Annotated in this window: 15 protein-coding genes; all 15 read right to left on the bottom strand. The window is 62.2% G+C overall.

The genetic code is table 11. The features are described from left to right. Nucleotides 1-170: 170 nt before the first annotated feature. On the bottom strand, nt 171-1,064 hold the full coding sequence (locus IBX54_RS08130; protein WP_296542164.1) for a DMT family transporter: 894 nt from the start codon (nt 1,062-1,064) through the stop codon (nt 171-173). 36 nt (nt 1,065-1,100) lie between these two features. Then, nucleotides 1,101-1,970, bottom strand: a complete 870-nt coding sequence (locus IBX54_RS08125) for a creatininase family protein (protein ID WP_296542163.1) — start codon at nt 1,968-1,970, stop codon at nt 1,101-1,103. Nucleotides 1,971-2,037: 67 nt separating this feature from the next. Further along, nucleotides 2,038-2,385, bottom strand: a complete 348-nt coding sequence (locus IBX54_RS08120) for a zinc ribbon domain-containing protein YjdM (RefSeq protein WP_296542162.1) — start codon at nt 2,383-2,385, stop codon at nt 2,038-2,040. Between the two features lie 194 nt (nt 2,386-2,579). After that, nucleotides 2,580-3,899: a histidinol dehydrogenase gene (hisD, locus tag IBX54_RS08115; RefSeq protein ID WP_296542161.1), complete on the bottom strand. Its 1,320-nt coding sequence runs from the start codon at nt 3,897-3,899 to the stop codon at nt 2,580-2,582. A gap of 16 nt (nt 3,900-3,915) precedes the next feature. Next, complete coding sequence (gene hisG, locus IBX54_RS08110) at nt 3,916-4,554, bottom strand: ATP phosphoribosyltransferase (protein ID WP_296542160.1); 639 nt, start codon at nt 4,552-4,554, stop codon at nt 3,916-3,918. Continuing rightward, nucleotides 4,551-5,828: a UDP-N-acetylglucosamine 1-carboxyvinyltransferase gene (gene murA, locus IBX54_RS08105; protein ID WP_296542159.1), complete on the bottom strand. Its 1,278-nt coding sequence runs from the start codon at nt 5,826-5,828 to the stop codon at nt 4,551-4,553. The genes hisG and murA overlap by 4 nt, the downstream gene beginning before the upstream one ends. A 3-nt stretch (nt 5,829-5,831) precedes the next feature. Beyond that, entirely contained in the window at nt 5,832-6,074 is a 243-nt protein-coding gene (locus IBX54_RS08100) for a BolA/IbaG family iron-sulfur metabolism protein (RefSeq protein WP_296542158.1), read from the bottom strand. Between the two features lie 280 nt (nt 6,075-6,354). Continuing rightward, on the bottom strand, nt 6,355-7,110 hold the full coding sequence (locus IBX54_RS08095; protein WP_296542157.1) for an ABC transporter permease: 756 nt from the start codon (nt 7,108-7,110) through the stop codon (nt 6,355-6,357). Then, nucleotides 7,107-8,048, bottom strand: coding sequence for an ABC transporter ATP-binding protein (locus tag IBX54_RS08090; protein ID WP_296542156.1), 942 nt, complete (start codon nt 8,046-8,048; stop codon nt 7,107-7,109). The genes IBX54_RS08095 and IBX54_RS08090 overlap by 4 nt, the downstream gene beginning before the upstream one ends. A gap of 23 nt (nt 8,049-8,071) precedes the next feature. Beyond that, nucleotides 8,072-8,344 carry an STAS domain-containing protein gene (locus IBX54_RS08085; protein WP_296542155.1) on the bottom strand — a complete coding sequence of 91 codons (273 nt, stop codon included), beginning with the start codon at nt 8,342-8,344 and terminating at the stop codon, nt 8,072-8,074. Nucleotides 8,345-8,346: 2 nt separating this feature from the next. Continuing rightward, nucleotides 8,347-9,021 carry a phospholipid-binding protein MlaC gene (locus IBX54_RS08080; protein WP_296542154.1) on the bottom strand — a complete coding sequence of 225 codons (675 nt, stop codon included), beginning with the start codon at nt 9,019-9,021 and terminating at the stop codon, nt 8,347-8,349. A gap of 23 nt (nt 9,022-9,044) precedes the next feature. After that, nucleotides 9,045-9,818: a VacJ family lipoprotein gene (locus tag IBX54_RS08075; protein WP_296542153.1), complete on the bottom strand. Its 774-nt coding sequence runs from the start codon at nt 9,816-9,818 to the stop codon at nt 9,045-9,047. Next, nucleotides 9,815-10,294, bottom strand: a complete 480-nt coding sequence (gene mlaD / locus IBX54_RS08070) for an outer membrane lipid asymmetry maintenance protein MlaD (RefSeq protein ID WP_296542152.1) — start codon at nt 10,292-10,294, stop codon at nt 9,815-9,817. Before mlaD ends, IBX54_RS08075 begins: the two co-directional genes overlap by 4 nt. A gap of 41 nt (nt 10,295-10,335) precedes the next feature. Then, the gene (gene mlaE / locus IBX54_RS08065; RefSeq protein WP_296542151.1) at nt 10,336-11,118 is read right to left on the bottom strand and encodes a lipid asymmetry maintenance ABC transporter permease subunit MlaE; all 783 of its coding nucleotides are present in this window, start codon (nt 11,116-11,118) and stop codon (nt 10,336-10,338) included. After that, nucleotides 11,115-11,933: an ABC transporter ATP-binding protein gene (locus IBX54_RS08060; protein WP_296542165.1), complete on the bottom strand. Its 819-nt coding sequence runs from the start codon at nt 11,931-11,933 to the stop codon at nt 11,115-11,117. The genes mlaE and IBX54_RS08060 overlap by 4 nt, the downstream gene beginning before the upstream one ends. Between the last annotated feature and the right edge of the window lie 6 nt (nt 11,934-11,939).

Genomic DNA, 11,939 nt, shown 5'->3' with positions numbered 1-11,939 from the left:
GAGTCGCGCAGCGACGTGGCAATCCATGCAGTCCGGGGACATGGATTGCTTCACTGCGTTCGCAATGACGGAACCTGTTCATGGAAAGCGAAGCGCGGCAGTCTATGCAGTCTTGGGCGATGGATTGCTTCACTTCGTTCGCAATGACGACTTTTTTTCGCGTCAAGCTGTCAGCGCCACAAAATCAAGGCGGTACCAACCACCGTGAGAACGGCACCCAGCCAGGCACCAGGCGCGGGGGCACGTTTGAGCTGCAGCCAGAGCAGCGGCAATACCAGAATCGGCGACACCGACGACAAAATGGCCACCATGCCGACATCGCCCTTTTCCAGTGCCAGCAGCACCAGCGTCATGCCGATGCCCATGGCAATGAAGCCGTTGAGACCGGTCTGCACCAGCACCCGCGCCGTCGGTGCCTGGCTGGCGTGCGCCGCTTGAAAACCGGCCAGCAACAACACCGCATGGGCGGCGGTGGCCACGCTGACGCGCACCGCCGAGGCCATGATCGGGTCCACCTGCTGCGCCATCACCGGTTTGGCAACGAGCGAGCCCACCGCCTGGCACAGCGCCGCCAGCAGCGCCAGCGCCACGCCCACTCGCACCTGGCCATGGTCGGCTTCCCAGGCATGGGTTTCGTCCTTGTGGCGGCCCAGCACAATGGCCAGCATCACGCCAGCCAGGGTGAGCAGTCCGCCCAGCATGGCTTGCAAGCTCATGCGCTCGCCCAGCAAGGCGAAGCCCAAAGCGGCGCTGAAGGCGGCATGGGTGGCAAACAGCACACCGGCTCGGCGTGGCCCGAGGCGGTTGATGGCCGAAAACAGCGCGGTATCACCAATGAAGATGCCGATCAGGCCGCTGATCGCCATGACGCCCCAGGCGTGCGCATCGAAACTGTGCCAGCTGCCTTGCACGGCCACCACCGCCCACAACATCACGGCGACCATGGCCATGCGCCAGCGGGTGAAGGCAAAGGCACCCAGGTGGCGCGACGGCGTAACCGACATCACGCTGCCCAGCGCCCAGCAGGCGGCGGCACCCAGGGCAAACAGGTCGTAGGGATTCATGGAAAACGCTCAGCCCGCCTTTGGCGGACGCATGATTCAGGGCAAGCTGGGGTTCGCCACCAGCGTGTCGGCTGGCAAGCGATCAATTTCGGCCAGCAGCCGCGCCAGCGCCCGACCCGCGGCGTTGACCACGGCGTGGCCTTTTTCTGCCGTGGCGTTGGCCGCATTGCCGACCGCACCGACCGGGTTGTAATCTTGCGTTTGCCAGGCCAGCTTGGCGCTTTTGCCATTGCCCAGAATGTCAAACTGCGCTGCGCGCAGCTGCGCCTTTGAGGCAAAGTCTTGCGCCTGGCGCATGGCCACATGGGCGGGGTCAAGTGCCAGCATCATCGAGGTCTCGATGTCACCGCCATGGATGCCAAAGCGGTGCTCCCCGGCGCTGAACAGGGTGTTGACATCCTGGCCCAGCTCGTCAATCAAAGGCAGATTGAACCAGCTCACGCTGTACACCAGCATGCCAAGACGGGCACGCAGGTCTCGCGCCACCAGATCCATCACGCTGACGTTGCCGCCGTGGCCATTGAAAAGCACCAGTTTGCTGATGCCAGCCGCCGCCACCGATTCGGCGATGTCGCTCCAGAGCCGCAGAATGGTCTCGTTCTTGAGGGTCAGCGTGCCGGGAAAGCGCGCGTGTTCCGGGCTCAGGCCAATCGCCTGCGTGGGCAAAAACAAGGCTGGCAATTCAGCGCTCAGGTGCGCCAGCGCGGCGGTCACAATGCCATCGACCAGCACCGTATCGACACTGAGTGGCAGGTGCGGGCCGTGCTGCTCGGTTGCGGCCACTGGCAACACGGCGATGCTGCGCGCCGCTGCGCCGCTGGCACGCAAGCGGGCAAAGTCGGCGCTCGTCCAGTCAGCCCAAAACCGTGAAGGACAGCCGGAGGAAAAGTGGGAAGTCGTGGTCATGGCGAGGGCTTCAGGTCAGCAGGTAGCGCGGCGATGCAGCAAATCTTTGCGACGAGGATGGTAGCGCTCAGGCCTTTTTCATGAACTCGGCCTTGAGCATGAACGCGCCCTGGTCGGTCTTGCAGTCCACCTCGTGGTCGCCAGCGCCTTCAGGCAGGCGGATGCCCTTGATCTTGGTGCCTTTCTTGAGCACGATGGACGAGCCCTTGACTTTCAGGTCCTTGATCAGGATCACGGTGTCGCCACTGGCGAGCGGGTTGCCGTTGGCATCTTTGACCAAGCCGCTGGCCTCTTCGCCCGTTTCGGTCGCTGCCACTTGCGGCCATTCATAACCGCAGTCGGGACAAACGAAGTTGTCGCCGTCTGGGTAAGTGTTTTCAAGAGTGCATTGGGGGCAGGCGGGCAGGTTGGACATGGTGATCAGATAGGGAAGTTGAAAATTGGGGGGAAAGGCCGGGCAGCAAAACCTTTTTTAACGTGAAAGAACATCGTCATTGCGAACGCAGTGAAGCAATCCATGACCCCAAACTGCATGGATTGCCACGTCGCTACGCGACTCGCAATGACGACTGTGTTTCATCATTTGGGGCGGTTGAGTTGCCATGACAGTTAGCTTTTCAGACGCATTTCCGCCGCCCTGGCGTGGGCTTGCAGGCCTTCGCCGTGCGCCAGTGTGGAGGCGATTTGGCCCAGGGTCTGGGCACCGGCTTCGCTGACTTCGATCAGGCTGCTGCGCTTCTGGAAGTCATAAACCCCCAGCGGCGATGAAAAACGCGCGGTGCCGCTGGTGGGCAGCACGTGGTTGGGGCCGGCGCAGTAGTCGCCCAGCGACTCGCTGGTGAAGGCGCCCAGAAAAATGGCACCGGCGTGTTTCAGCAGCGGCTCCCAGCGGTGCGGGTCGCGGCTCGACACCTCCAGGTGTTCCGGCGCAATGCGGTTGCTGATGGCGCAGCCTTCTTCCATGCTGCGCGTCAAAATCAAGGCACCGCGGTCGGTGAGCGACTTGGCGATGATTTCGCACCTTGGCATTTCGGGCAGCAGCCGGTTGATGCTCATGCGCACCTGGTCGATGTACGCGGCATCGGGGCACAACAAAATGCTTTGCGCCAGTTCGTCGTGCTCGGCCTGGCTGAACAAATCCATCGCCACCCAGTCGGCAGACGTGGAGCCATCGGCCAGCACCAGAATCTCGCTCGGTCCGGCAATCATGTCAATGCCCACCGTGCCAAACACGCGACGTTTGGCGGCGGCCACATAGGCGTTGCCCGGGCCGGTGACCTTGTCCACCTTGGGAATGGTTGCGGTGCCGTAAGCCAGCGCCGCCACTGCCTGCGCGCCGCCGACGGTAAAGGCGCGACTGACACCTGCCACATAGGCGGCGGCCAGCACCAGGGCATTTTTTTCACCCTTGGGCGTGGGCACCACCATGATGATTTCGGCCACACCGGCCACGTGCGCCGGGATAGCGTTCATCAGCACGCTGCTCGGGTAGGCAGCCTTGCCGCCGGGCACGTAAATGCCGACGCGGTCGAGCGGCGTGACTTTTTGACCGAGCAGCGTGCCATCTGCGTCGCGGTAGCTCCAGCTCTCGCCACTGGCCTTGCGCTGCGCTTCGTGGTAGCTGCGCACACGGGCGGCAGCCGCTTGCAGGGCATCACGCTGCACCGCCGGCAAGGCATCAAAAGCCAGCTTGAGCTCGGCCTGGGTCAGCTCCAGCTCGGCCATCGTGCTGGCTTGCAGGCCGTCAAAACGGGCGGTGTAGTCAAGCACCGCAGCGTCGCCACGCAGTTGCACGTCGCGCAGAATGTCGGCCACACGCTGCTCGATGCCGGCATCGGTGTCTGCCGACCAGTGCAGGCGCGCCTGGAAGTCAGCCTCAAAAGTGGGGCTGGCGGTGGATAGGCGGGCGGGGTTGGCAAGGGGTGACATGGCATTCATTCCAGGTTTATTTGCCAACGGCCGAGGCAAACGTATCGATGATGCGGCGAATTGGGGCCTGCTTGAGCTTGAGCGCGGCCTGGTTCACCACCAGACGCGAGCTGATGTCCATGATGTGCTCAACCTCCACCAGGTGATTGGCCTTGAGCGTGTTGCCGGTCGAGACCAGGTCAACAATGGCGTCGGCCATGCCCACCAGCGGCGCCAGTTCCATGCTGCCGTAAAGCTTGATCAGGTCAACGTGCACGCCTTTGGCAGCAAAAAAATCGCGCGCAATCGCCACGTATTTGGTGGCCACGGTCAGGCGCGAGCCCTTCTTGATGGCCGTTGCGTAGTCGAAGTCCGAGCGCACCGCGACGCTGATTCGGCACTTGGCGATTTGCAGGTCCAGCGGTTGGTACAGGCCGTCGCTGCCGTGCTCGAGCAGCGTGTCTTTGCCGGTGATGCCGAGGTCGGCGCCACCGTACTGCACATAGGTTGGCACGTCGGTGGCGCGCACGACCAGCACGCGCACGTCAGGCTGATTGGTGGTGAGGATGAGCTTGCGCGAAGTTTCGGGGTCTTCCAGCACCTCAATGCCGGCCGCCTTGAGCAGTGGCAGGGTTTCCTCGAAGATGCGTCCTTTGGACAGGGCCAGGGTAATCATGATTTCACTCTTTCTATGTCGGCCCCCAGGGCGCGCAGTTTGATTTCCATCTGATCGTAGCCGCGATCGAGGTGGTAGATGCGGTCCACTTGGGTCTCGCCCTCGGCCACCAGAGCGGCAATGACCAGGCTGGCCGAAGCACGCAGATCGGTGGCCATGACGCTGGCGCCCGACAGGGCGGGCACGCCTTCGACCATGGCAACATTGCCATCGATCTGAATGTTGGCACCCAGGCGCACCAGCTCGTTGACGTGCATGAAACGGTTCTCGAAAATGGTTTCGGTGACCAGCGCCGACCCTTGAGCCACCGCATTGAGCGCCATGAACTGGGCCTGCATGTCGGTCGGGAAACCGGGGTATTCGGTGGTGCGAAAGCTTTGCGCCTTGAGCTGCCCGGCACCAGCTGACTGAACACGTATGCCATCGGCCACCTTGGTCACGGCCACCCCGGCATCGCGCAGCTTTTCCACCACCGCTTCCAGGTGTTCGATGCGGCCGTGCTGTGCCACCACATCCCCACCGGCGGCGGCCACGGCACACAAAAAGGTACCCGTCTCGATGCGGTCGGCCACCACCTGGTGCGTGCAGCCATGCAGTTGCTCGACGCCCTGGATGCGGATACGGCTGCTGCCATGGCCTTCAATGCGCGCGCCCATACGGATCAGCATCTCGGCCAGATCGGGAATTTCGGGCTCTTGCGCGGCGTTTTCCAGAATGGTCTCGCCCTCGGCCAGGGCTGCAGCCATCAAAAAGTTTTCGGTGCCGGTGACCGTGACCATGTCGGTCGCAATGCGCGCACCCTTGAGGCGCGTGCGCCCTGCAGCCAGCGTGGCCACCATGTAGCCGTGTTCCACGGCGATTTCTGCGCCCATGGCGGTGAGGCCCTTGATGTGCTGATCGACCGGGCGCGAGCCGATGGCGCAGCCCCCGGGCAGCGACACGCGGGCGTGGCCAAAGCGCGCCAGCAGCGGCCCCAGCACCAGCACCGAGGCGCGCATGGTTTTGACCAGCTCGTAGGGGGCTTGCGGCGTGATGGCCCCGGCGGCAGAAAAGCTCATGCCGCCGCGCTCGCCGTGGCTCTGGGTCTGCACTCCCATGTGAGCGAGCAGCTTGCGCATGGTCGCCACGTCCTGCAGTCGCGGCACATTGAGCAAGGTGACCGGCTCCGGGGTCAGCAGCGTCGCGCAGAGCTCGGGCAAGGCGGCATTTTTTGCCCCCGAGATGGGGACCGTGCCGTTAAGCTGACGGCCACCGCGAATCAGTAATTTGTCCATGCGTCAGACCGCTTGTGCCGCCCACTCGGCAGGCGTGAATGCCTTGATCGACAAGGCATGAATTTCGTCGTTTTTCATTTTGTCGCCCAGTGTGGCATAGACCTGCTGGTGGCGCGCAATGGCGCGCTTGCCCTCGAATGCCGCCGAGACGATGACGGCATACCAGTGGCGACCATCGCCATCCAGGGTGATGTAGTCACAAGCCAGGTTGGCGGCAATGAGTTGTTTGATTTGGTCAGCGTTCATAGTTACTTTCTTGAATTCTTGCGCCATACGCAAAATGATGAGGCGTTGTTGTCGTTGCGGGCCATGAACAGTGCCGTCATTGCGAACGAAGTGACGCAATCCATGCACCCGGAAGTCATGGATCGCCACGCTTCGCTCGCGATGACGACGTCTCTGTTCAAGGTCCGTGTGCGATATCGGACCTGATTCTGCTGGCTCGCAGTGACGGCCTCCTTGTTCAAGGACCGTGTGCGGTATCGGGCCGATACGGCTGGCTCGCAATGACGGGCACCTGGCTTCATCAGTTGCGAATTTTGTAGCCCATGCGCAGCAGTTGCAGCGCCCACAGGCCGACGGCCGCCGTGCTGCCGGCCACAATGGCCAGACTGAGCCAGGGCGAAACGTCACTGGTGCCAAAAAAGCCATAACGAAAGCCGTCGATCATGTAGAAAAACGGGTTGAAATGGCTCACGGTTTGCCAGAAGGGTGGCAGTGAATGAATGGAGTAAAAAACCCCGCTCAAGAACGTCATGGGCATCACGGCAAAGTTCTGGAACGCCGCCATGTGGTCAAACTTTTCTGACCACAAGCCCGCCACCACGCCCAGCGAGCCCATCAGGGCTGCGCCCAGCACGGCAAACAGCAAGGCCCACAGCGGCTGCGCAAAAGGTGGCACCGCAAACAGCAGTGCGACCGCCAGCACGCCTGAACCCACAACCAGGCCACGCACCACGGCGGCGCCGACATAGGCAACAAACCAGTGCCAGGGCGACAGGGGCGTGAGCAGCAAAAACACCAGGTTGCCCATGACCTTGCTGGCCACCAACGACGACGCGCTGTTGGCAAAGGCGTTTTGCAGCAGGCTCATCATGGCCAGGCCCGGCACCAGAAAGGCGGTGTAGCTCACGTTGTCATAGACCTTGACGTGCGACTCCAACGCCTGACCAAACACCAGCAAATACAGCATGGCCGTCAGAATGGGGCCGGTGATGGTCTGCGCGGCGACCCGCCAGAAGCGCAGCACTTCCTTGTAAAACAGCATTTTCCAGCCGGTCATGCGGTCACCCCATCGTCGCGCCCGGAGTGCTGTTGCATCACCCTTAAAAACACGTCTTCGAGGTCGGGGCGGCGAATTTCGATGTCCTGCACCGTCAGACCCGCCTGGCGAATTTGCGCCAGATACTGCTCGACGGCCATGGCATCCTTGGCGGGCAACTGCACCACGCGCCCGGTGACACGCGCCAGGCTGGCCAGCTCGGGCGGCAAGTCGCCATCGACCGTGCAGCGCAACACATTGCCGGAGGCCGCGCTAAGCAGCGCGCTGGTGCTGTCGAGCGCCACCACGGTGCCGGTTTTCAGCATGGCAATACGGCCGCACAGGGCCTCGGCCTCTTCGAGGTAATGCGTTGTCAACAAAACGGTGTGCCCCTGCTTGTTGAGTTTGTCAATAAAGTGCCATAGCGTCTGGCGCAGCTCCACATCGACGCCGGCCGTGGGTTCGTCCAGCACGATCACCGGCGGCTTATGCACCAGCGCCAGCGCCACCAGCACGCGGCGCTTCATGCCGCCCGAGAGTGCGCGCATGTTGGCATCTGCCTTGTCGGCCAGCCCCAGGTGGTCGAGCAGCTCATCGACCCAGGCTTCGTTGTGCTTGACACCAAAGTAACCCGACTGAAACAGCAGCGCCTCGCGCACCTTGAAAAAGGGGTCAAACACCAGCTCTTGTGGCACCACGCCCAAGGCGCGGCGGGCCGCCGCGAAGTCGGTTTGCACGTCATGGCCCATCACGCTGACGCGCCCGGAACTGGCTTTGGCCAGCCCCGCCAAAATGGTGATCAGGGTGGTTTTGCCGGCGCCATTGGGGCCGAGCAGGCCAAAAAACTCACCCGCCTCAACGTCCAGGCTCACATTGTCAAGCGCCAGGAAGGTGCCGCCCTGCGGGCCGCGTGGTGAGGGGTAGCTTTTGCAGACGGACTGGAATGAGATGGCGGGCATGGGGCCGCTATTTTAGCGGGGCATCAGGCTTGCGATGGCAGCAGTTCGGCAATGCCGTACAGATCGGCCAGATCGCGCAGGCGCTGCGGCACGCCTTGCAAAGCCACGGTTTTACCGGCCTGCAAGGCGGCCCGGCGCAGTTCCAGCAACACGGCCAGCGCGGTGGAGTCAAAGCGCTGCAGCGCCGAAACATCCACAGAGACGCTGGCCGAGGGCTCGGCCTTGACCGCCACCAGCAACTCGGCCAGCGCCGCCGTGGCCGTGTCGTGCAGCACGCTTGGGGGCAGGCGCAGCATGATCAGCCCTTGGCTTGATTTGCTGGCGTGGCTGCACCAGTCGACGTTGCCGCGTTGGCTTTGTTGCGCTCGGTCAGCGTGGTGATCAGACCGTCAATGCCTTTGGCGTTGATCTCTTGGGCAAACTGGCTGCGGTAGGTATCAACCAGCCAGACACCGAGCACATTGAGGTTGTAAATTTTCCAGCCAGCACCGACACCCGGCGTCTTCTCCAGCCGGTAGTCCAACTGCACCGGGTCGCCACGGCCCTTGATGAGGGTGCGCACAATCACTTCCTTGTCTTCAGGCGCGGCGCGCAGCGGCCGCACCGTGAAGCTCAGGTTTTGCGCCTGACCCATGGCACCCGCATAGGTGCGCACCAGCAGCGTCTTGAACTCGGCCTCCAGGCGCTGGCGCTGCTCAGGGCTTGCCCGGCGCCAACCGGGGCCGACCGCAGAAGCCGTCATGCGCCGAAAGTTCACATGGGGCATGACTTTTTCGTCCACCAGTTCGACGATACGCGCCACGTCGCCGGACTGCACCGCCTTGTCGGCGGCAATGGTGTCAAGCGCTTCCTGGGTCAGGCGCTGGATCAGCGCGTCAGGCGCTTCATCGGCGGCGTGCACGGGCAGCGCCAGCAGCAGCGACACGCTGGCGGCAAAAGCCAGCAGGCCTTGGTTCAACAAACGTCTGTTCATGGTTCTTTTCTTCCCTAAAAAATTTACTGGGCTGAATAGTCTTCAACAAAAGAGCTCGAGCCGTTGTCATCCGGCGGATAGCCGTCATAAACATCATTGAGTCGGCGCTGCAAAAATGCATCGCGGGTAAAGGTGTACGGGTCCAGCGCCACCTGATCGAGCATTTTTGTGGCATCGAGCAGGCGTGAACGCCGGTTCACCAAACCCAGCCCGGTGAGCGAGTTGCGCGCCGGAATATCGTTGATACCCGAGACCAGATTGCCTTGCACGTCCACCGGCAAGGCGGCGGTATCGCGCACGGTTGACGGCCCCAACAACGGCAGCACCAGGTAAGGACCGGCACCTACGCCCCAATAGCCCAGCGTCTGACCGAAGTCTTCGGTGTGGCGCTCAATCTGCATTTCGGTGGCAATGTCGAGCACACCGCCCAGACCCAGGAAAGTGTTGACGCCAAACCGCATGAAGCTGTTGCCGGCGGCTTCACCCTTGAGTTGCAACGCATTGTTCACGAACGACCAGGCATCTTGCAGATTGGCAAAGAAGTTGGTGACACCAGTGCGCACCGGCGACGGCAGCACATCGCGGTAAGCCGTGGCGACCGGCTTGACAACGGCCCGGTCCACCGCGTCATTGAACTGGTACATACCGCGGTTGAGGGGTTCCAGCGGGTCGCGCGGGTCGGCATTGGGGCCGCTGGCGCAGCCGGCCAGCACAACCACACTGAGCACCAGGCCGGCGCGCCACAAACCGCCGCGTGCAGCATCATGGACGGGTGTCATCACTTGTTGTTCTTTCATTGGTTCGGATCCACGTTAGAACCTTCTGCCGCCTTGCTGAACAAGAACTGGCTGATGAGGTTTTCGAGCACCACCGCCGACTGCGTGCTCGAGATAGTATCGCCAGCGGCCAGATTGTCGTCATCGGCACCGGCTTCGATGCCGAGATACTGCTCGCCCAACAGCCCGCTGGTCAAGATTTTCAGGGAGCTGTCCTTGGGGAACACATAACGGCTTTCCAGTGCCAGCGTGACCTCCGCCTGGAACGTCTGGTCGTCAAAGACGATGTTGTCCACCCGCCCGACCACGACGCCGGCGCTGCGCACCGCCGCCTTGGGCTTGACGCCGCCCACATTGTCGAACTTGGCCTTGACCTGGTAGGTTTTCTGAAAGCTCAGGCTCAGCAAGTTAGCCGACTGCAGCGCCAGAAACAAAATGGCCGCCGCGCCAATCAGCACGAACAAGCCAACCCAGACATCATTTTTTGAACGTTGCATCAAACTTCCTTTTAATCAGTTGGGGACAGCGCTTGTGCGCTTCATATCGTAAACATCATCGCAGTCAGAATGAAGTCGAGCCCAAGCACCGCCAGCGAAGCCACCACCACGGTGCGCGTGGTGGCGCTGGCCACACCTTCAGGCGTAGCCTGGGCCTCGAAACCCTGCAGCAGCGCAATAAAGGTCACGGTAAACCCAAACACAACGCTTTTGAGGATGCCGTTGCCCACGTCTTTCCACACATCCACGCCGCCCTGAATCTGGCTCCAGAACGAACCGGCATCGACGCCGATCATGAGCACACCCACCACCCAGCCGCCAATGATGCCCATGGCGCTGAACACCGCTGCCAGCAGCGGCATGGCAATCACACCGGCCCAGAAACGCGGCGCCAGGATGCGCTGCACCGGGTCCACCGCCATCATTTCCATCACGCTGATCTGCTCGCCCGCCTTCATCAGGCCGATTTCAGCAGTGAGCGAGGTGCCCGCCCGCCCGGCAAACAACAGCGCGGTGACCACCGGCCCGAGCTCGCGCACCAGGCTCAGCGTGACCAGCAGGCCCAGCGCCTCGGATGAGCCGTAGCGCTGCAGCGTGTAGTAGCCCTGCAGGCCAAAGACAAAGCCAACGAACAAGCCCGACACCGCGATGATGGCCAGCGAGTAGTTGCCCAAAAAATGCATCTGGTCGCGGATCAGGCCGAAACGCTTCAGGCTGCCCGGCAGCGTGCTGAGCAGGCGCAAAAAAAGCCGTGCGCCCAGGCCCATGTCTGCCAGTTGTCGCCTTGTGGCCAGGCCGATGTCGGCAGGTTTGTACCAGCTCATGCGTGTGCCTCCACACCAAAATCTTCAGTCACAGACGGGCCCGGGTAATGAAAGCGCACCGGCCCGTCAGACAGGGCATTGACATACTGATACACCAGCGGGTCGCTACTCTGGCGCACCTGCTCGGGCGTGCCCTGCATGGCAATTTTGCCATTGGCCAGAATGATCACATGGTCGGAAATTGAAAAAGTCTGTTCCAGCTCATGCGAGACAAAAACGCTGGTCAGCCCCATCGAATCATTGAGCTGACGAATCAGCCGTGCTGCCGTGCCAAGCGAGATTGGGTCCAGGCCGGAAAAGGGTTCGTCGTACATCACCAGTTCGGGGTCGAGCGCAATGGCGCGCGCCAGCGCAATGCGCCGTGCCATGCCGCCTGACAGGTCGCTTGGCATCAGGTCATACGCACCGCGCAGGCCCACGGCATTGAGCTTCATGAGCACGATGTCGCGGATCAGCGGCTCGGGCAGATCGGTGTGCTCGCGCAAGGGGAACGCCACGTTGTCGAACACCGACAGGTCGGCAAACAGCGCGCCGAACTGAAACAACATGCCCATGCGGCGCCGCGCGGCGTAAAGCTGAGTCTGATTCATGCGCGTCACGTCCTGTCCGTCAAACAGCATCTGGCCGGACTGCGCCCGGTTCTGGCCGCCCATCAGGCGCAGGATGGTGGTCTTGCCACCGCCCGAGGCACCCATCAGCGCCGTCACCTTGCCGCGTGGAATCGACAGCGAAACGTCGTCCAGAATCACCCGCTCTCCGTACCCGAAGGTGAGATTGCGTAATTCGACAAGCGCGTCTGGAGAGGTTTTAGCCATAAATAA

The organism is Rhodoferax sp., assembly GCF_014859475.1.
Taxonomy (GTDB): Bacteria; Pseudomonadota; Gammaproteobacteria; order Burkholderiales; family Burkholderiaceae_C; genus Rhodoferax.
This window is presented reverse-complemented; position numbering and strand designations above follow the sequence as displayed.